Annotated in this window: 11 protein-coding genes and 3 pseudogenes; 5 read left to right on the forward strand and 9 right to left on the reverse strand. The window is 62.0% G+C overall.

The features are described 5' to 3' along the window. Positions 1-44 precede the first annotated feature (44 nt). Positions 45-806 (forward strand): DeoR/GlpR family DNA-binding transcription regulator, encoded by a 762-nt coding sequence (locus AB2N04_RS18130; protein ID WP_367716067.1) that lies wholly within the window; start codon positions 45-47, stop codon positions 804-806. Positions 807-811: 5 nt separating this feature from the next. Here the strand turns inward: AB2N04_RS18130 and AB2N04_RS18135 are convergent, their stop codons facing one another. Then, the gene (locus AB2N04_RS18135) at positions 812-2,644 is read right to left on the reverse strand and encodes a cation:proton antiporter (RefSeq protein ID WP_367716068.1); all 1,833 of its coding nucleotides are present in this window, start codon (positions 2,642-2,644) and stop codon (positions 812-814) included. 245 nt (positions 2,645-2,889) lie between these two features. Between AB2N04_RS18135 and AB2N04_RS18140 the strand changes: the two genes are divergently transcribed. From AB2N04_RS18140 to AB2N04_RS18155, 4 genes and pseudogenes are all read left to right on the forward strand, one after another. Then, the gene (locus tag AB2N04_RS18140) at positions 2,890-4,026 is read left to right on the forward strand and encodes a siderophore-interacting protein (RefSeq protein ID WP_367716069.1); all 1,137 of its coding nucleotides are present in this window, start codon (positions 2,890-2,892) and stop codon (positions 4,024-4,026) included. Between the two features lie 99 nt (positions 4,027-4,125). Beyond that, positions 4,126-5,088, forward strand: a complete 963-nt coding sequence (locus AB2N04_RS18145; protein WP_367716070.1) for a GAF domain-containing protein — start codon at positions 4,126-4,128, stop codon at positions 5,086-5,088. Positions 5,089-5,225: 137 nt separating this feature from the next. Next, positions 5,226-6,744, forward strand: a pseudogene (gene adh, locus AB2N04_RS18150) (aldehyde dehydrogenase). Between the two features lie 155 nt (positions 6,745-6,899). Next, positions 6,900-7,250: a DUF779 domain-containing protein gene (locus AB2N04_RS18155; RefSeq protein WP_367716071.1), complete on the forward strand. Its 351-nt coding sequence runs from the start codon at positions 6,900-6,902 to the stop codon at positions 7,248-7,250. Positions 7,251-7,253: 3 nt separating this feature from the next. Here the strand turns inward: AB2N04_RS18155 and metH are convergent, their stop codons facing one another. The 8 genes and pseudogenes from metH to AB2N04_RS18195 form a co-directional block, all read right to left on the reverse strand. Further along, on the reverse strand, positions 7,254-11,036 hold the full coding sequence (gene metH / locus AB2N04_RS18160) for a methionine synthase (RefSeq protein ID WP_367716072.1): 3,783 nt from the start codon (positions 11,034-11,036) through the stop codon (positions 7,254-7,256). A 135-nt stretch (positions 11,037-11,171) separates the two neighbouring features. Beyond that, positions 11,172-14,216, reverse strand: a complete 3,045-nt coding sequence (locus AB2N04_RS18165; protein ID WP_367716073.1) for an aminotransferase class III-fold pyridoxal phosphate-dependent enzyme — start codon at positions 14,214-14,216, stop codon at positions 11,172-11,174. A gap of 84 nt (positions 14,217-14,300) precedes the next feature. Further along, positions 14,301-14,937 (reverse strand): annotated as a pseudogene (locus AB2N04_RS18170) (isochorismatase family cysteine hydrolase). 2 nt (positions 14,938-14,939) lie between these two features. Then, the gene (locus AB2N04_RS18175) at positions 14,940-15,722 is read right to left on the reverse strand and encodes an N-formylglutamate amidohydrolase (RefSeq protein WP_367716074.1); all 783 of its coding nucleotides are present in this window, start codon (positions 15,720-15,722) and stop codon (positions 14,940-14,942) included. Continuing rightward, complete coding sequence (locus tag AB2N04_RS18180) at positions 15,719-16,612, reverse strand: branched-chain amino acid ABC transporter permease (RefSeq protein WP_367716075.1); 894 nt, start codon at positions 16,610-16,612, stop codon at positions 15,719-15,721. Before AB2N04_RS18180 ends, AB2N04_RS18175 begins: the two co-directional genes overlap by 4 nt. Further along, positions 16,612-17,329 (reverse strand): annotated as a pseudogene (locus tag AB2N04_RS18185) (ABC transporter ATP-binding protein). Before AB2N04_RS18185 ends, AB2N04_RS18180 begins: the two are co-directional and overlap by 1 nt. A gap of 9 nt (positions 17,330-17,338) precedes the next feature. Then, positions 17,339-18,493, reverse strand: coding sequence for an ABC transporter substrate-binding protein (locus AB2N04_RS18190; protein WP_367716076.1), 1,155 nt, complete (start codon positions 18,491-18,493; stop codon positions 17,339-17,341). Positions 18,494-18,524: 31 nt separating this feature from the next. Then, entirely contained in the window at positions 18,525-20,306 is a 1,782-nt protein-coding gene (locus AB2N04_RS18195; RefSeq protein WP_367716077.1) for an ATP-binding cassette domain-containing protein, read from the reverse strand. Positions 20,307-20,386: the final 80 nt, after the last annotated feature.

Below are 20,386 nucleotides of genomic sequence, written 5' to 3' on the forward strand. Positions count from 1 at the left end.
CAGGCAATACTTGTTAGAAACGGGCATCCTCGATGGAGAGCAAAATGGGCTATTCGCCACGTCACAGCCAGATCCTCGACCTTCTCACCAAGGAGGGAACCATGGGTGTGAATGATCTCGCCCGGCATCTGGACGTTTCGGTCGAAACCGTGCGACGCGACGTGAAAGCGCTCGCCGGGCGCGGAGAAATCGTGCGCATGCATGGCGCAATCGCCCTGCCTTCCATTGTCAACGAGGCGCCATTCGAACGCCGGATGCGGGAGAACCGTGAGGCGAAGGAAACCATCGCCCGAATTGCGGCGGCGTCGATCCGCGACGGCGAATCGGTGATGCTCGACACGGGCACCACGACCAGCCTTCTGGCGCGCGCACTGCTCGACCACCGGCAACTCACCGTCGTGACCAATTCATCCGACATTGCCCGCACGCTGGCCACCGTCAACGGCAACAAGGTCTATATGGCCGGCGGCGAACTGCGCAGCGACAGTGGCTCGGCACTGGGCTTTTCAGCCATCGAATTCATCAGCCGGTTCAGCGTCGATCACGCCATCATTTCAGCCGGTGCGGTCAATGCCGCCACCGGCATCTTGGACTATGATCTGGAAGAGGCGCAGTTCGGCAATGCCGTGCTCGCCCGAGGCCGGCGCCGTGTCGTTGTCACCGACGCATCGAAATTCGGTCAGAAAGGGCTTGTGCGGGTGTGCGCCCTCACCGAGGTCGACGAGCTGATCGTCGACCGCCCGCCCCCGGCCGATATCGCAGAGGTCTTGAGCCAGGCCGAGATCAGGGTCACGAGCAAGGTCTGACCGGCTCAGCTCTCGCCCACCGAACCGTTCTCTTCACCATTGCCGTTTCCCCGTCGCTGTTTTGCCGGGGTGAAGCTCACCACGCGATCATCGATGGAAGGTGTCCCCGTGGCGCCACCTGCAAACACGACCTTTCCGGATGGCTTGACCCACAGAAGCACGATTGCCTCTTCGGCGCGGCTTTGGAGATAGGCGTCGTAGTCGAAGGCGTCGGTGAGCTTCGTGGCCTGAAACGTCCACCCCTGCCAATGCCGCTCACGCAGCACGCGGAAGTCCACTTGCTCGTCGGTGAGTGGGCGGCCACCAAGGGTAAAGTTGAGCGACATGCGTTTCGATTGCTCTGCCCCGCGTCCCAGCTGGTAGACGTTCGAGCGCCCCAGTTCCGGCGCGAAATCCGTGCAGACAAGCGAGTTGTAGGCGTCGTTGTCGGTCACGGCGATCAGCGCGGAGAACCGCTTCGGGTCGATGCTGTGATGCGCTTCTTCCGACAGGATATCGCCATAGAAAACCGGGATCTCGGAAAGTCGCGCGTCAGCGATGTGGTTCCAGTTCGGGTCCGCGATCATGACCGGCACCTCCATCTCACGCATCTTGCGCGCCAGATCGATGGCCCATCTGGGCCCGCCGACTATCAGAAGACCGGGCTTTTCAGCGCTCTTCAGGTTCAGGATGGAGGCCAGCGGTCCCAGCGTGAAGCCGTGCAGCACGATCGTCGTGACCACCACGGCAAAGGTGAAGGCCACCATGCGGTTGGCGTCGACGATGCCTGCATCCGCCATCGCCCCACCGAACAGACCGGACACGGCGACGGCCACCACACCGCGCGGCGCGATCCAGCCTGAAAGCGTGCGCTCTGCAAGCGTTGCGCCAGAGCCGGCCGTGGCTGTCATGATGGCAAGCGGCCGCACCACAAACAGAAGCGACCCGACAAACAGCGCCGCCCGCCAGTCAAGACTTTTGAAGTCTTCGATGGTCAGTGACGCGGTCAGCAGTATGAAAATTCCGGAGACGAGAAAGACCGTGATCGTCTCCTTGAAACGCCGCATCTCCGCGAGGCTCGCAATGCGCGTGTTGGCCAGCACGATGCCCATCACCGTCACCGTCAGAAGCCCCGCTTCCTCCAGCACGAGATTGGTCAGCGCATAGGCCAGAAGAACAGCGGCGAGCAGGATAGGCGCTTTCAGGAACTCCGGCACAAAGCCGCGCACGAAGGCCCAGTGGATCGCCCTTGCGGCCAGATAGCCCCCCGCAACCGCCACCACGAAAGCCGCCACCACCACATAGGCGAGGCTTCCACCCTGATGCTGCCCGATCATCACGAGGATGACCTCGAAAGCGACAACGGCGAAAAGCGCGCCAATGGGATCGTTGACGATCGCTTCCCATTTCAGCAGCGACGCCGGCCGGGCGGCAAGCTGCGCCTGTCGCAGGAGCGGCGTGATCACGGTCGGCCCGGTCACCACCAGAATGGCGCCGAGCACGATGGCCGTCGGCCAGGTCAGTCCGCCAATGTAATGCGCCGAGAGCGCGGTCATTCCCCACACCATCGGGCCGCCGAAAATGATGATGCGTCGCACGGCGGTCGAGGTTTCGCTGATCTCCTTGAAGTTGAGCGTCAGCCCGCCCTCGAACAGGATGATGGCGACAGCCAGCGAAACGAGTGGCCGGTAGATCGCGCCGAAATCCTCTGTCGGATTGACGAATCCGGTGGCCGGCCCGGCGAGCATTCCGGCCACAAGAAGCAGAACGATGGCCGGCAGCCGCATACGCCAGGCAAGCCATTGTGCGCCCATGCCCATCACGCCGATCAGCGCGATCTTCAGTCCGATATCATGCATGCAGCGCTTCCGTTTTCTTCAGCGAGTGAGAAATGACCGTTCTTTTCCAACGGTTCGGCACGCTACGCGTTTAGCCGAAAACAGTCACCAGCATCCACATTCATCGATGATCTTTTTTCACCATCCCTGATCGCCACCGGCGAACCCACTGTGCAGTCAGGCGCGGGCATTCTGCTCCAGGCGATTGCAATGCCATTTAATATGACTATAAAAATCATAATATTTCACATTGCAGGACAGGCTTCATGACATCCCAGGGTTCCTACCGCGCTCAGTTACGCCTCCCGCGCATGGCAGAAAGGCCGGTGCTGGAAGCTTTGGCCGCTGCCACATCCGAAGCGGCCATCGAGGCGACGGGCACGGGCTGGCAGCTCAATCATCCGTTCGGGCTGATCGCACTGGAGCCCCAGCCATCAGACATTCAAATAAGGCTGGACGCCGAGGATCGAACCTCGCTTGCCTATCTGCAGCTTGGCATCTCCCATCGCCTGCAATCGCTCGACAAGGCCATCGCGCTCGACTGGGAGAGCGACAACACGCCGGGCATGCTGCTTCCCTATTTCCGCGAAATGAAGGTGGTTTCCGCACAGAACGTCACTCCGGGAATGAAGCGCGTGCGCCTGGCTGGCGAAGACCTCAAGCGCTTCTCGCATGACGGGCTGCACATTCGGCTTCTGTTTCCGCCGGAAAATGCCGCAGCCCCGTCCTGGCCGCGTCTTGGCATGAACGGCGAAGCGGTGTGGACGGATGATGACAACAGCCCGGTCGCCCGCGTCTACACCATCCGCGCAATCGATGTAGAGAGAGGCTTTGTCGATGTGGACATGGTTCTGCATGAAGGCGATGCCTGTCCCGGCGCGGGCTGGGCCGCCCGTGCCGCACCCGGCGATATCGTCGGGATGACAGGCCCCGGTGGCGGAGAGCCGCAAAAGGCACACAAGCTCATTCTACTGGGAGACGAGACCGCGCTTCCGGCCATCGGCCGCATACTGGAAGGTCTGCCCTGCGAGACCAGAGCCATCGTTCGCGTGGAAATCGCCAACGCTGCCGAGAAGCAGGAGCTGGCAACCCGCGCCGACCTCGACCTCGAATGGCTGCTGCGCGATGGCCGCGAACCCGGCACCGCCACGCTTCTTCCCGATGCAGCAAAAGCCCTGCCGATCAGCGGCAGCGATCCAGACCTCTTCGTCTGGGGCCGGGTGCGAGTTCGCCGCATTCAAGGCCATTCGCGGGCATGTGCGCAAGACGTTACGGTTGCCGAACGCGCAGCACCTCGTCGTTTCCTACTGGCGGCGTGGCGTGGCAGACGCGCATTAGGCGCGTTCACCGCCCACGATAATTCGAAGAACGCGGCAATGCGGCCTTCGCGAAGGTCGTATTGACAGATCGGTCCGGACAAAGAAACTTCATCCTGGAAAACCAACCGGCCCGATCTAAAGAATGGCGTGGAGGACGCTGGCGGGCCACGGGGAGGATAATCCATGGGTGGACGTGGTCTGGCCTATCACGCAGACAGGGTTCTTGCGGCAGTGGATTCCAATCGTGCCGCCAAATCCGCTCTTGTGGCTTCGTGGCAGCGATCCTGCAGGCTTCACCGGCTCGATCCGGCAGAAAGGCGCGCACCGCAACGCATCTGCGATCACGAGCTCGCTGCCGCCCGTGCCCGCATGGAGCCCCTGATCCGCTCGGCCCAGACACCCCTCGATCAGCTTTTTCGCGCTGTCGGCGGCTCCGGCTGCTGCGTGGTTCTGGCAGACCGGCAGGGCATTCTCATGGAGCGGCGCGGCACGCCAGGTGATGACGAAACCTTCCGCCAGTGGGGTCTGTGGACCGGCACGGTCTGGAGCGAGCAGAGCGAAGGCACCAATGGCATCGGCACCTGCCTTGTGGAGCGCCGCACGCTGACAATCCACCGCGACCAGCACTTTCATTCCCGCAACACGCTTCTTTCCTGCACCACCGCCCCCGTATTCGATCATGAAGGCCATCTTGCGGGCGCGCTGGATGTTTCGTCCTGCCGTGCCGACCTCACGGAAGGCTTCGTCAGCCTCATCGCCACGGCGGCCAGCGATGCCGCGCGGCGCATAGAGGCCGAAGCGTTTCGCCTCGCCTACCCGCAGGCCCGCATCATGCTCCTGCCTGCGGCGGACCCCTCTGCCCTCATCGCCGTCGATGGAGACGATCTTGTGATCGGCGCAACCCGCACCGCCCGCGCGCTTCTGGATCTGCCTGCCGGGCCACTTGCAGATCCCCTGCCCGCATGCGAAGTGCTGGGCGGCTCGCAAAAGACGACACCCGGCCTTGCCGACGCCGAGCGCAACGCGCTGCGACGTGCTCTTGCCAGTGCCGGCGGGAACGTTTCGCAGGCCGCACGCCAGCTCGGCATTTCCCGCGCCACCATGCATCGCAAAATGGCAAGACTCGGTGTGGAACGTTCCCATTGACGTTTTTCAAAAGCCACCTGTCGCATATCTGAGACAGGTCGGACACTCTGCCTTTCCCACCCCACTGCCGCACCGACCCTGTCCCTCCTAACCTTCCGATCACACCGCATGTTGCGGTTTGAATTCGGGAGGATTTCATGAACAAGGTTGAATTCGCACGCAGTGCCAAAGTGCCTTTCGCCAAGCGCTACGACAATTTCATCGGCGGCGCATGGGTCGCGCCGAAATCCGGGCGCTATTTCGAAAACGTCTCACCCGTCACCGGACAGCCTCTGGGCGAAATCGCCCGCTCCGAGGCAGCCGATGTGGAACTGGCGCTCGACGCCGCCCACAAGGCCAAGGATGCCTGGGGCCGCACCAGCCCGGCCGAGCGCGCCCTCATGCTCAATCGCATCGCCGACCGGATGGAAGAAAATCTCGAACTTCTGGCGCGCGCTGAGACCTGGGACAATGGCAAGCCAATCCGTGAAACGACCGCAGCCGACCTGCCATTGGCCATCGATCACTTCCGTTACTTTGCCGGCGTTCTGCGCAGCCAGGAGGGTTCCATCTCGCAGATCGACGACGACACCGTCGCCTATCATTTCCACGAACCGCTGGGCGTGGTCGGCCAGATCATCCCGTGGAACTTCCCGCTCCTCATGGCCTGCTGGAAGCTCGCGCCCGCGCTTGCCGCCGGCAATTGCGTGGTGCTGAAGCCGGCCGAGCAGACCCCGGCCTCGATCATGCTGTGGGCCGATCTCATCGGCGACATCCTGCCGGAAGGCGTTTTGAACATCGTCAACGGTTTCGGCCTTGAAGCCGGCAAACCGCTCGCATCCTCCAACCGCATTGCCAAGATTGCCTTCACCGGCGAAACCACGACCGGCCGGCTCATCATGCAGTATGCCAGCCAGAACCTTATCCCGGTCACGCTGGAGCTTGGCGGCAAATCGCCCAACATCTTCTTCAAGGATGTCACCGCCGAGGACGACGACTTTTTCGACAAGGCGATTGAAGGCTTCGTGATGTTCGCGCTCAACCAGGGCGAGGTCTGCACCTGCCCGAGCCGCGCCCTCATTAACGAGGCGATCTATGACGAGTTCATGGAGCGTGCGCTGAAGCGCGTCGAGCAGATCGTGCAGGGCGATCCGCTCGACCCGGCAACCATGATCGGCGCGCAGGCGTCTTCCGAGCAGCTTGAGAAGATTCTGAGCTATATCGACATCGGTAGACAGGAAGGCGCGGAAGTGCTGACCGGCGGCGAACAGGCGCATCTGCCCGGCGATCTCGCCGGCGGCTACTACGTCAAGCCGACGGTCTTCAAGGGCCACAACAGGATGCGCGTTTTCCAGGAAGAGATTTTCGGCCCCGTCGTGTCGGTCACGACCTTCAAGGACGATGCCGAGGCCATGGAAATCGCCAATGACACGCTCTATGGCCTTGGCGCCGGTATCTGGAGCCGCGATGCCAACCGGCTCTATCGCTTTGGTCGGGGCATTCAGGCGGGCCGCGTGTGGACCAATTGCTACCACGCCTATCCGGCCCCACGCGGCCTTCGGCGGCTACAAACAGTCCGGCATCGGTCGCGAAACGCACAAGATGATGCTCGATCACTACCAGCAGACCAAGAACATGCTGGTGAGCTACAGCCCAAAGAAGCTGGGCTTCTTCTGAGGCGAGGCGATAAGGCGACGTCGGTCCCGGCCCTGGCCGATCAGGCGTTTCGAGGTGCTTCTTCCCCTTTTCGGGAAGAAGCTGCCCCGGCAGGCGGGAGGCTTTAGCCGCCAGCTTTCGCGCCCCCCGCCTGCCATTTTCTGAAGGGAAGCCGCATGACCACGAATGACAAGGTTTCAGCGACACCGGAAGCGCTTGCGCTGCTCGCCGAGATCATCGCCGATCACGGCCCCGTTCTTTTCCACCAGTCAGGCGGTTGCTGCGACGGCTCTTCGCCCATGTGCTACCCGCGCGGCGATTTCATCGTGGGAGAGCACGACGTGCTTTTGGGCCATATCTCAGACACCCCGGTCTTCATCAGCGCGTCACAGTTTGAAGCGTGGAAGCACACCGATCTGATCATCGACGTGGTGCCAGGGCGCGGCGGGATGTTCTCGCTCGACAATGGGCGCGAAAAACGCTTTCTCACCCGCTCGCGTGTCTGCAACGTGCCTGAAGCCAAATAGGCGTTATTCGGCAGCTTCCGAATAGGAAGACGGGAGATAGTTCAGCACCGGCCCGAGCCAGCGCTCCACCTCTGCCACATCCATGCCCTTGCGTGCGGCATAGTCTTCCACCTGATCGCGCTCGACCTTGGCAACGCCGAAATAATAGCTTTCCGGATGCGAATAATAGAGCCCTGAGACGGATGACCCCGGCCACATGGCCATGCTTTCGGTCAGTTCCACTCCAGCATTCTTCTCCGCATCGAGCAGCCTGAACAGCGTCATCTTCTCCGTGTGATCCGGCTGCGCCGGATAGCCCGGTGCCGGGCGAATGCCCGCATAGGGTTCGGCGATCAGCTCTTCGGGCGTAAAGCTCTCATCGCCCGCATAACCCCAGAATTCCCTGCGCACCTTCTCATGCATGCGTTCGGCGAATGCTTCCGCAAACCGGTCGGCCAGCGCCTTCACGAGGATCGAGTTGTAGTCGTCATTCGCGCGCTCGAAGCGTTCGGCAATCGCCACTTCCTCAATGCCCGCTGTCACGACGAACCCGCCAATCCAGTCAGGCTTTCCGCTGTCCAGGGGCGCAACGAAATCCGACAGGGCAACATTCGGCTTGTTGCCACGCTTGGTGAGCTGCTGGCGCAGGGTAAAGAAAGAAGCGAGTTCCTCTTTCCGTGTCTCATCGGTGAAGAGACGCACATCGTCGCCCACCGCATTGGCCGGCCAGAACCCGACCACGGCACGCGGCACGAACCATTGTTCGTCGATGATCTTCTTCAGCATTGCCTGCGCGTCGGCAAAGAGCTGCCGCGCGGCCTCGCCCTGCTTCTCGTCTTCGAGAATTTTCGGGTAGCGCCCCTTCATCTCCCATGTCTGGAAGAAGGGCGTCCAGTCGATATAGCGCGCCAGTTCTTCCAGATCCCAGCTCTCAAACACTTTCGTGCCGGTGAAGCTCGGCTTGGGCGGGGTGTAACTGGCCCAGTCGATCCTGTGCGGATTGGCGCGTGCCTTTGCGATCGGCAGACGCTGCTTGTCACGCTCGGAGCGCTCATGCGCCTCCGTGACCTTGCGATACTCTTCGCGCAGTTTTTCGATGTACCCGTCGCGTGTCTCTGCCGAAAGCAGGTTCGAAACCACGCCAACCGCACGGCTCGCATCGTTTACGTGAACCGCCTGCCCGCGCTCATAGCTCGGGTGGATCTTCACCGCCGTGTGCACACGGCTGGTCGTCGCACCGCCGATCAGGAGCGGAATATCGTACCCTTCGCGTTCCATTTCGGCCGCCACATGCACCATCTCGTCAAGCGACGGGGTGATGAGACCGGAAAGCCCGATGATGTCGACTTTCTCTTCGCGCGCGGTCTCCAGAATCTTCGCCGCTGGCACCATCACGCCCAGATCGATGATCTCGTAATTGTTGCAGGCCAGAACGACGCCGACGATGTTCTTGCCGATGTCATGGACATCGCCCTTCACCGTGGCCATCAGGATCTTGCCGGCGCTCTCGCGCTCGCCGCCGCCATTGGCCCGCTTCTCCTCCTCCATATAGGGAAGAAGAAGAGCCACGGCCTGCTTCATCACGCGCGCCGACTTCACGACCTGCGGCAGGAACATCTTGCCCGCGCCGAACAGATCGCCGACCACATTCATTCCGGCCATCAGCGGGCCTTCGATCACATGCAGCGGGCGCTCTGCCTTCTGCCGCGCTTCCTCGGTGTCCACGTCGATATATTCGGTGATGCCGTTGACGAGCGCATGTTCGATCCGCTTCTCGACCGGTAGCTCCCGCCAGGAGAGATCCTTCTCCTTGGCCTCGCGTCCGCCAGTGCCGCGATAGCGTTCGGCGATATCGAGCATCCGCTCCGTCGCCGTACCGCCCGCCTTCGGCTCGCGGTTCAGCACCACATCCTCGCAGGCCTCGCGCAGCTCCGGATCAATGGTGTCATAGACGGCAAGCTGGCCGGCATTGACGATGCCCATGTCCATGCCCGCCTGAATGGCGTGGTAAAGGAACACGGCATGCATCGCCTCGCGCACGGGCTCATTGCCACGGAACGAGAAGGAGAGGTTCGACACGCCGCCCGAGATATGGACATGCGGTAGGGTCTTTATGATCTCGCGCGTCGCCTCGATGAAGTCGACGCCGTAATTGTCGTGCTCTTCAATACCGGTCGCGATCGCGAAAACATTCGGATCGAAGATGATGTCTTCCGGCGCGACACCGGCCTTTTCGGTCAGGAGCTTGTAGGCGCGGGTGCAGATTTCCACCTTGCGGGCCCTGGTGTCGGCCTGACCGGTTTCGTCGAACGCCATCACCACCATCGCCGCACCATACATGCGGCACAGTCTGGCCTGCTCCAGAAACGCTTCCTCGCCCTCCTTGAGCGAGATGGAGTTCACCACGGCCTTGCCCTGCACACATTTGAGGCCCGCTTCGATCACCTCCCATTTGGAGGAATCGATCATCACCGGCACGCGCGCAATGTCCGGCTCCGCCGCCACCAGATTGAGGAACTCGATCATCGCCTTCTTGGAGTCGATCAGGCCCTCATCCATGTTGACGTCGATGATCTGCGCCCCGCCCTCAACCTGATTGAGTGCCACGTCGAGCGCGGTCGCATAGTCGCCTGCGGTGATGAGCTTGCGGAATTTTGCAGAGCCCGTGACATTGGTGCGCTCACCCACATTGACGAAGGGAATGTCGTCGGTCAGCGTGAAAGGCTCCAGCCCCGAAAGCCGCATCTGCGGCGGACGCTCGGGGATTTCGCGCGGCGGATGGTTCGCAACCGCATCACGGATTGCGGCAATGTGCTCGGGTGTCGAGCCGCAGCAGCCGCCAACCACATTGATCAGCCCCTCGCGCGCGAACTCCGCGACCTGCTCGGCCATCATTTCCGGGCTTTCGTCATACTGGCCAAAGGCATTCGGCAGGCCGGCATTCGGATAGGCACAGATCAGCGTGTCGGCCACGCCGGAAAGCTCCGCCAGATGCGGGCGCATGGCCGCAGCACCCAGCGCACAGTTCAGACCGATCGTGACCGGCTTGGCGTGCCGTACCGAATGCCAGAAGGCCGTCGGTGTCTGGCCGGAAAGCGTGCGGCCGGAAAGATCGGTGATCGTGCCGGAGATCATCACCGGCAGGCGAATCCCACGCTCGGCAAAGATTTCTTCGCAGGCAAAGATCGCCGCCTTGGCGTTCAGCGTGTCGAAGATGGTCTCGATGAGAACCATGTCCGCGCCGCCATCGAGCAGCCCGCCCAGCTGTTCGCCATAGGCGATGCGCAGATCGTCGAAGGTCACGGCGCGGTAGCCGGGATTGTTCACGTCCGGCGAGATGGAGGCGGTGCGGTTGGTCGGTCCGAGCGCACCAGCCACGAAGCGGCGCACGCCATCCTTCTCTTCGGCACGCTTGGCCGCCCGGCGGGCAAGCCGCGCGCCATCGCGGTTAAGCTCATAGACCATCTCCTCCATGCCGTAATCGGCCTGTGCGATGGTCGTGGAGGAGAAGGTGTTTGTTTCGAGAATGTCCGCACCCGCCATCGCGTAGCGGAAATGCTCTTCCTCGATCGCCTTGGGCTGCGTCAGGTTGAGGAGGTCGTTATTGCCCTGCTGGTGACAGGCGCAACCCACGAAGCGGTCACCGCGAAAGTGATCCTCGTCGAAGCCCAGCCCCTGGATCTGCGTGCCCATCGCACCGTCAAGGATGAGAATGCGCTCGCGCGCAGCCTTGTGCAGCGCGGCGAAGATTTCCGATCCATCCGGCTTTTCGCCAACGGGACCAAACAGTTCATCGATAGACGACATGAGCGACGCTTTTCATCCTTGATACAGAGGCGGCCTGCATCACATAAAGATATCTTTATGTCAACATGCACGCCCTGACCATATCACGGATCAGCGTTGCGTTCACGCAGCGACTTCACCCTGCCTTGGACGGCCTCAGCCGGCCCGCGCCACAGCCTCGAAACTTTCTTCCAGAACGCCCAGAAGATGGTCTGCATTGGCCTTGGAGAAGATCATCGAAGGGCGCATTTTCAGCACGTTGTCGTATGGCCCTTCCGTGCCCATCAACACGCCGCGCGCCCGCGCCTCGTTGCAGATGGCACGCGCCGCCGCGGTGGCGGGAACCTTCGTCTCGCGGTCTTCCACCAGTTCGATGCCAAGGAAGAGGCCCATGCCGCGCACATCGCCAATCACAGGGTAGCGGTGCTGAAGCTCGATGAAGCCCGCCTTGAGATAGGCGCCGATTTCCGCTGCGTTCTGGCGCAGGCCATCACGCTCGATCGTGTCGATCACCGCAAGCCCCACCGCACAGGAGACCGGGTTGCCGCCAAACGTGTTGAAATACTCCATGCCATTGTGGAAGCTTTCGGCGATCTCGCGCCGCACCACCAGCGCACCCATCGGATGGCCGTTGCCGATGGGCTTGCCCACCGTGGCGATGTCGGGCACCACGCCCTGCGTCTCAAACGCCCACCAATGGCTGCCGATACGGCCAAAGCCCACCTGCACCTCGTCGGCGATGCAGAGGCCGCCTGCCGCCCGCACCATGCGGTAAACCTCCTCCAGATAGCCTTCCGGCATAAAGACCTGCCCGGCAACGCTTGGGATGGATTCGGCAATAAAGAAACCTGGCGCCTCGCCTCTCGCCGCCATGGCGTCGATCTGCTCTGCCACGCTTACGGCAAAGCGCTTTGCCAGTTCTTCCTGTGGCCAGTCGGCTGGTGCGCGATAGGCATCCGGCAGGGCGGCCACATGCACATGCGGCTTTGGCTCCTGCCCGCCCTTGCGACGAAACTTGTAGGGACTGAGATCGATCAGTTCTTGCGTGGTACCATGATACGACCAATCGAGAACGATGGCGTTCTCCCGGCCCGTATGTGCCCGCATCATGCGCAGCGCCAGACTGTTCGCCTCCGAACCCGAATTCACGAAGGCCGCAATGGAGAGTTCCTCGGGCATGGTCGCCGTCAGACGCTCAGCATAGGCGACGATGTTGTCATGCAGATAGCGCGTATTGGTGTTGAGCGTGGCCGCCTGCGTGGCCAGCGCCTCCACCACCGCCGGGTGACAATGGCCAAGATGGCAGACATTGTTGAAGCAATCGAGATAGGCGCGGCCGCGATCATCGATCAGCCAGACGCCCTCGCCCTTCACGAACTTGATCGGCTCCTCATAGGAAATCGACAGGTTCGGCAGGAGCAGCGACTGGCGCTTCTCCACGATCTCGGCCTTGGAAAGCCGCCCCGCATCCACCGCCACGAGCCCGGCGAAATCGCTGGCATCGGGGAAAAGCTCACCCCATGTTTCCAGATAGCGCGTCTCACCAACGCCCAGAATGTCGTCGGCGCTCATCGTCGTGTCGCAGGCGATCTGCAGATGCAGATGCGGCATCCAGCCGCCATTTTCCTTCGGCCCACCCATATGCGCCAGGAATGCGCCGGCCTCGACCCGGTCGCCGACTTTCAGCCGGTCCACCACCTCATGGGCAAGATGCCCCCACAGCGACAGGAAGGCAGGACCATCCTCGGGCGCATGCTCCAGCACCATCACCGCGCCATAGCCAAGCCGCGCTGGCTCGATGCTCACCTCGCGCACGATGCCTGCGACCGGTGCATAGAGCGCAGCCCCCGCCGGCAGGAAAAGATCGAGCCCCAGATGCCGCGTGCGGCGGGTACCGGCGATCAGGCGGGATTCGAAAATCTCGCTCGTATAGACCCCGCGATCCTCGCCCCACGGGCCGATGCCCAGAATGCGCGTCGCATCGCCCACTGCCTCTTCCCACAGCGCCTGCGCCTCGTCGGGACGTTCCTCGGCGGATGCGATGGCGATTGCATCGCTCCGGTCGCCCAGAGGCACATGCGCCGTTGGATAGCTTGCGGCCGGCCGCGCCAGCACCGGCGCAAAGCGGCGGCGGTTCTTCGCAAGCCAGCTTTTCACCGCGCGCGCACCCCGCATCGCTTCAAAGCCGCAGGCACTGCGCAAAACGGCCGTGGCAAAGCGCGGGTCCATCGCACCAAGCCGGCGCAGAAGATCCCAGGCCGGCTTTTCGCTGACAGCGAGATAGGGATTGTCGGCCACTTCCGATTGACGGCTGGCCGAGATCGTCACCGAAGTGACAAGCCGCATGGCGACGAGATCGAACAGGAGATCGACCTCTTCTTCAAGCAAGGGATACTGCGCGTGGAACCCCGCAGCCAGCGCCCCGATCGCCCCCAGCGGGTCATCGCAGTCGAGCGCGCCATAGGCACCGGCAATCGCCACTTCGCAGATCAGCGCGCTGTAAAGCGCATCGCCGAAATCGATCAGGCCGCAGATCTTGGTATGATCCTCCGGGTCGACCAGCACGTTCCAGTCATTGGCGTCATTGTGGATCACCCCGCCGCGCAGGCGCGAAAGCCGCGGCAGCACATCGGCCTCAAACCGTGCGATGAAGCGCTCTGCAAGCGCCCGGTCATCCGCATCGCGGATATGGTCAAGCCGCGCGCGGCTGTTGCCGGCCAGTCGCAGATCCCAGTCGAGTGCCCGCACCGCGCCGGGATGCATGAAACCCTTGAGTGCACTGTTGAACCGGCCAAGCAGCCCGCCGAGGCTTTGCATGGCCGCCTCGCTGCGTGGCACTTCGGCAAGCGGCGTGCCTTCGATCCAGCTGACAAGCCGCAGCCGGTGCGTCGCACCGTTCGCACCTTCAACAGAACCCAGCGCCTCACCCTTCAGTGTGGGAAGAAGCTGCGGCACCGGCAGGTCCGGCGCAGCTTGCCTCATGTGCTGCAGGAGCGCCGTCTGGAAATCGCTTTCTTCGGACGGTTCGGCCGCGTTGACGACCTTGAAGATGAACGCGCCATCCGGCGTCTTCACCTTGAAATTCTGGTCCCGTTCGCTCGCCAGCGCCGAAAGTGTGCCCTCGATGCCATAGACATCCTTGAGGAGCCCTGCCGCCTCTTCCTCAGAAAAGCGCGGAACCGTGTCGAGAATTGCGGTCATGCTGAACCCTCCCGCGTGCCGTTTCCGGCCGTGTCATCCATGCAGCGATCTAGACCACTTCCGGGGTCGTTGGGAACTCCTGATCTAAGAGAGTTCCGCGATCAACTCTTCCGTCGTCACCTGCCGGCAATAGCCCTTGATGGTGCGCAGCGAATTGTCATGCCGCTCCTGGCTGTAGGTCAGGCAGGCATCCGTCACCTGCGTCACCAGATAGCCCAGATCGCAGGCATCGCGAATGGCGCTCTCCACGCATTGATCGGTGATCAGCCCGCAGATGATGAGCTGCTTCACACCCAGATTGCGCAGAATGTAGTCGATATGGGTGGAAACGAACACGGAGGAAGAGGATTTCGGCAAAACGATCTCGTCTTCACCCGGCGCGATCTCGTCGATCACCTTGCCGTCCCACGAGCCCTTGGGCACATTGAAGCCCGTGATCTTGTAATCCAGGCTGCGGTCACGTCCGTCGAGCGTCAGGCTTTCGATGGTGGTGTACATCACCTCCACGCCAGCCTTGCGGCAGGCTGCCTGCAACTTCTGCATGCGCGGGATCACCTCGCCCTCCAGCCGGTCGAAATACCAGCCATATTTCTCGTTCAGTGTCTTCTCGTCGAGATCTGCAAACTCCGCGCCGTTCTTCTTGGCGCTGAAATTCTGCACATCCACATAGAGGATCGCGGCCTGGGGCCGGCTCGATGGGAACGTTGCGCGTGAGTTCCATGTCTATAACTCCGTTGCGAAGCGATGAATGACGGTGGCCATGAGCTTTGCCCATTCCGCTTGCCCGTCAGCATCTGAGATGAGGTCGTTGCGTATTTCGATGAGACTGTGGGGCAGACCGCTTTCTTCCCCGTGGCGCGGCACGAACCAGTCCGACTCATCATCGATCTGATAGGGTTCGTTCATGCCCACGGTCAGGTCCGGCGCACTCTCCAGAACGAGATGCCGCAGCCGCTCTGAGGTCGCGGCGTCCTTACGGTAAAGGAAACTGATTTCCCAGGGCCGATTCACACCATCCTGAAGCTGTGGATTGAAGCTGTGGATTGAGAGAATTGCCCGGCAGTTCGGCTGGCCGCGCAATTTTGCAACGGCTGTATTGAAAGGGTCGAAAATTTCGCGCCGGCGTGCCGCGCGCTGCCCGGGCGTCAGGCCCCGATTGCCCGGCACCGGCACACCATCGCTCACTTCCGGCATCGCATCGGGGGCTTCCGGCGGGCGGTTGCAATCGATCACAAGCCGGCTGTAGCTCTGCAGGATGGCCGGCGCACCGATCTGGTCCGCAAGCAGCCGTGTCACCCCGGCAGCACCGATATCCCATCCGATATGGGCATCGAGCGCTTCCGCGCTCAGCCCCAGGTCATCAAGCGCCTGCGGGACTGTCTTCCCTGCATGCTCGCAGACCAGAAGCACCGGAAAACTGCTGTCTCCATTGATGATCGTGACCGGATCAGGGTCGAGCGACGCCAGAAGCCGATCGCTCTCCCCGACAGATGTGTGAAGGCTCATACTTTCTCCGCCTTGAGGGCTGGCGACGGGATAAGGCCGTTCGGGCGGAAGATCAGCACGAGAACGACCAGGCAAAGGGCGATGGGATCTCGGAATTCCTGCATGCCGGCAGGCAGATAGGCCGCCAGATAGATTTCGATGAAACCAAGCAGAAAGCCGCCGGCCACGGCGCCGCGCAGCGAGCCGAGACCACCCAGAATGGCGGCAATAAAGGCTTTCAGAACGGGCGTGAAACCCATCAGCGGATCGACCGAAGCGCGCTGGCTGACCCAGAGCACGGCGGCAACACCAGCGAGAAAACCCGACAGCGCGAACGCACCTGCAATCACCGTATTGGCGCGGATGCCCATGAGGCGGGCCACCGAAAAATCCTCCGCTGCCGCCCGCATGGCGATGCCGATGCGGTGGTGCTTCATGAAACGGTCGAGAAAGATCAGCATCACGATGGTGGTGACGATTGCCGCAATCTTGTTCACGCCGATCACCAGCCCGCCAAAGCGCACGCTTTCAGACAGGATTTCCGGCACCAGAACCGCCTGCGAACGGGCGGAAATGAAGTTCTGAAACAGAACCTGCAATATCATCGAGACGGCGAAACTGGTCACCAGCATCGTCGCGCCGGAAGCGTTTCTCACCGGCCTGAAGGCAATGCGCTCCATGGCCACGGCGGCAAGCACCGCAGCCGCAATGGCAAGCAGGATGGAGAAAGCGAAGGGAACCCCCGCCAGCCCGCAGGCCATTAGAATGTAGCCGGCGATGGTCATCAACTCGCCATGGGCGAAATTGATCAGCCCCATGGTGGAAAAGACCATCGCAAGACCCAGCGCAAGCAGCGCATAGGTGCCGCCGAGTGCGAAGGCATTGACGGTTTGCTGTAAAAACAGATCCATTAACTGGCCCCCAGATAGGCAGCTTGCAGCGTGTCGGAATTGCGCAGTTCGCCGGCCGTGCCGGAAGCTGCGATGCGGCCGCTGGCCATCACGTATCCGCGATCCGCGACTTCGAGCGCCATCGACACGTTCTGTTCGACGACCATCAACGTCACGCCCTGCTTGCGCAGCACGGTGATCAACTCGAAAACCTGCTCGACGATCTTCGGCGCGAGCCCCAGCGACGGCTCGTCAAGCAGGAGAAGACGCGGATTGCTCATCAACGCGCGGCCAACGGCCAGCATCTGCTGCTGGCCGCCCGAAAGCGTTCCAGCAAACTGATCACGGCGCTCGCGCAGAATCGGAAACAGGTCGAAAATTCGGTCAAAAGCCGTTTTCACCTCGGCCTTGTCCCGCATGGAATAGGCGCCCATGAGCAGATTTTCCTGCACGCTGAGCGTACCGAAGACGCGCCGGCCCCTCCGGCGACAGCGTCATCCCCAGAGAAGCAAAGCGCTCGGGCGCGCTGCCGGTCACGTCCTGCCCCTTGAAGGTGATCTTGCCTGCGCTGGCCGGTGCCAGACCGACCAGCGCATTGAGCGTCGAGGACTTGCCCGCGCCATTGGCGCCCAGAAGCGCGATGATTTCGCCTTCACGCACGTCCAGATCGATACCGCGCACCGCGTTGACGGCACCGTATTGAACCTGGAGGGACTGGACTGTCAGTAGCGCAGACACGTCATGACCTCACTGAACGCGGGGTTCGGGGATGAGCGAAGCGTCCGGTGTCGGTTGTCCGATCAGCTCGCGTCCGCCATCCTTCACGCGGATCAGGCTTACCTCGCGCAGCGGCATTCCGTCCGTGCCCTTGTAGGTGATGGTGCTCGTCGCGCCCTGCACATTCTCCAGATTGGCGATGGCATCGCGCAGCGTCTGTGCGTCGGTGGAACCGTCCGCCGCAATCACCGCCGCCTCCAGCACTTTCACAAGGTCGTAGCCGACTGCATTGAACACGGTTTCGGGAGCCTTGCCGTTCACCTCTTCGAACTTCTTGTTGAAGGCTTCGAGCGGGCTGCCCTCGGTCGGATGGCCCGCCGTCGTGAAGACAAGACCTTCAGCCACGGCACCCAGCGAGAAGGTGGTCGGGCTGTCGATGCCGTCGGACCCGATGATCTGGCTTTCCACGCCGGCAGCGCGCAGCGCCTTCAGCATTGAGGGGAAATCCGGCTCATAGGTCGAGGTCATGATGACATCGGGCTGCGGATCAAGTGCCGCAATGCGCGTGGCGATGGCGGAGAAATCCTGCTGACCAATCGTGTGCGTGTCCTCGCCCAGCATCTCGCCGCCCAGCTTCTCGAACACTTCCGCGAAATAGAGCGGCATGGTCGTGTACTGCGTGTCGGGCGAATAGATGATGTAGGCGCTGCGATGGCCCTCGTCATAGGCCCATTTCGCCGAGACCGTCGCCTGTACATTGTCGCCAGGGAAATTGGCGAACATGTAGTCACCGCCAATCTGCGGGAGAGTGGGCGAGGAGGCGCAGGTGGAGATCGCCGGGATCTGCGCTTCGGTCACGACACCAATGGCGGCAAGCGCCGGGTCGGCATCGCAGGGCAGCACGATCACGGAAACGCCTTCATCCACCAGCTCCTGGGTGGCGATGGAGGTCTGTGCCGCGTCCGAACGCACATCTTTTTCCAGAAGCTCGATCTTGATCTTGCCGTCGATGCCGCCGGCTTCGTTGATCTCGTCCACGGCGATGTGAATGCCGTCGATCACGGGCGTGTCGAAGGGCGCAAGCGCGCCGGTCTGTGCGGTTGCAACGCCGACGCGCAGCGTTTCGGCCGCAGCCGGAAACGCCATCGCACTGGCGAGAAGCGTGGATATGAGCAGCTTGTTCATGTCAGTTCCCTCTTTCTTGTTTGTTCGTTTGTCAGGCGGCCTTGCCCGGCCCGAGATACGCCTCGATGACCGCCGGGTTCTCCCGGATGGCGGCCGGGGCGCCATCCGCAATAAGCTTTCCTTCGTTGAGCACGACGATGCGGTCGCACAGTTCGTTGATCAGTTTCAGATCATGATCGACGAGCACCACGCCGAGGCCGAGATCGGCGGAAAGCACCTTCAGCCGCTCGATCAGATCGTCGGTCTCCTCGCGGTTCATGCCGGCTGCCGGTTCGTCGAGCAGAAGCAGCGTCGGCTCGCAGGCGAGCGCGCGCGCAATCTCGACCCGCCGCTGCTCGCCGTAAGAGAGCGTCCCCGCATCCTCGCCGGCGCGTTCCTCGATGCCGAGGCGCGCAAGGGCGGCACCCGCACGTTCCTCCGCATTCTTCCCGCCATGGGTGGAAAGGGCCGCTGCCAGTACGTTCTGATAAACCGTCAGCGTCGGAAACAGGCGGATGTTCTGGAAGGTACGGGCGATGCCCGCATCGGCGATCTTCTCCGAGGCAACGCCGGTGAGAGACTTCGCCCCCAGCACCACGTCGCCTTCGGTCGGCTTCAGCACGCCGGAAATGATGTTCAAAAGCGTCGTCTTGCCCGAACCATTGGGGCCGATAAGGCCCAGGATCTCGCCCGGATTGACCGAGATGCTCACATCGTCCACCGCGCGCAGACCGCCGAACTGCATCGACACATGCTCGACCTTCAGACGGTCGTCGCTCGTGCGTCTCCCAAGTGCCTCGGCCTTCCCCCGTCTGGGCCTGAACGGGAAGACACGCTCTTCCCATTCCTTCAACCCCATCACGCCTTCCGACATGCGGAACATGGCGAATAGGATGAGCAGGCCGATGCCGATCTGCGTCGTGCCGAAAACGGACGGCAGCTCGAAACCGCCAATAGTCATTCCGCTTTCAAAGCGGCGCAGAATTTCGGTGATCACCGTGATCAGGATCGTACCGGAAATTGCACCGGTCACGGTGGTCATGCCGCCGACGATCAGCATCGCCAGAAGCAGGAACGTGTCGTGGAAATAGAATTTCTTGGGGCTGAAAGCGCCAAGGAAATGCGCGATCAGCGCGCCCGAGAGCGCCATGATGGCGGCGCTCAGAACCCATGAGACAAGGCGCTCGCGCTGCACATTGATGCCAACGGCCTTCGCCGCAATGGCGTTCTCACGGCCCGCCCTCAAGCGCAGGCCCGAAAGGGAATCGCGATACCAGCGCGCCGCGATCAGCGCGATCACACAGGCCACCGCGGCGATGATCAGCGTCGTGTCGCGCGGAACGCCGAAAAAGGACTGCGCGCCGCGCGTCACATCGCGCCAGCCGATGATCACGCCATGCACGATCACCAGAAGCCCGAGCGTCGCAATCGAGGCGGCAGAGCCTTCCAGCCTGCCGATGGCAATGCCGATCAGAAGCGCAATCACCGCTGTGACCAGAACCGCAACGATGATGGCGGGGATGAGCGAGAGTTCGGTGGCCGCAAGCCAGTCCGGCAGACCACGCAGCGTCGCCATTTTCAGCCCCGCCGGCAGCGTCAGAAGGCCCGATACATAGGCGCCGATGCCCATGAAGGCGACATGGCCGAAACTCAGGATTCCGCTGTTTCCGCTATAGACGCCAATGCCCGTCACCGCGATCAGCGAGATGAAGAAAACGGTCAGCACACGCTCGGCAGCGGCACCGAAAAGCCCGGCAACAACAACGCCCGCCACCGCCAGAACGATAATGGCAACAGCCGCTGCAATGAAATGCTGGCGCGATGACGTGAACATGAATTCCCCTTTTGCTCCCGTCCTCTAGCTTTGATATAATTTTTTCATAGTCAACCAGAAATTTTCATATTGACTTATGA

The organism is Nitratireductor sp. GISD-1A_MAKvit, from assembly GCF_040819555.1.
In the GTDB taxonomy this organism is placed as follows: Bacteria; Pseudomonadota; Alphaproteobacteria; order Rhizobiales; family Rhizobiaceae; genus Nitratireductor.

Excerpts from the sequence above, each read along its gene's own strand:
- AB2N04_RS18175 (WP_367716074.1), bottom strand. The coding sequence starts at position 15,722 with ATGAGCCTTCACACATCTGTCGGGGAGAGCGATCGGCTTCTGGCGTCG.
- AB2N04_RS18130 (WP_367716067.1), top strand. The coding sequence starts at position 45 with ATGGGCTATTCGCCACGTCACAGCCAGATCCTCGACCTTCTCACCAAG.
- AB2N04_RS18140 (WP_367716069.1), top strand. The coding sequence starts at position 2,890 with ATGACATCCCAGGGTTCCTACCGCGCTCAGTTACGCCTCCCGCGCATG.
- AB2N04_RS18190 (WP_367716076.1), bottom strand. The coding sequence starts at position 18,493 with ATGAACAAGCTGCTCATATCCACGCTTCTCGCCAGTGCGATGGCGTTT.
- AB2N04_RS18155 (WP_367716071.1), top strand. The coding sequence starts at position 6,900 with ATGACCACGAATGACAAGGTTTCAGCGACACCGGAAGCGCTTGCGCTG.
- AB2N04_RS18195 (WP_367716077.1), bottom strand. The coding sequence starts at position 20,306 with ATGTTCACGTCATCGCGCCAGCATTTCATTGCAGCGGCTGTTGCCATT.
- AB2N04_RS18180 (WP_367716075.1), bottom strand. The coding sequence starts at position 16,612 with ATGGATCTGTTTTTACAGCAAACCGTCAATGCCTTCGCACTCGGCGGC.
- AB2N04_RS18165 (WP_367716073.1), bottom strand. The coding sequence starts at position 14,216 with ATGACCGCAATTCTCGACACGGTTCCGCGCTTTTCTGAGGAAGAGGCG.
- AB2N04_RS18145 (WP_367716070.1), top strand. The coding sequence starts at position 4,126 with ATGGGTGGACGTGGTCTGGCCTATCACGCAGACAGGGTTCTTGCGGCA.
- AB2N04_RS18135 (WP_367716068.1), bottom strand. The coding sequence starts at position 2,644 with ATGCATGATATCGGACTGAAGATCGCGCTGATCGGCGTGATGGGCATG.
- metH (WP_367716072.1), bottom strand. The coding sequence starts at position 11,036 with ATGTCGTCTATCGATGAACTGTTTGGTCCCGTTGGCGAAAAGCCGGAT.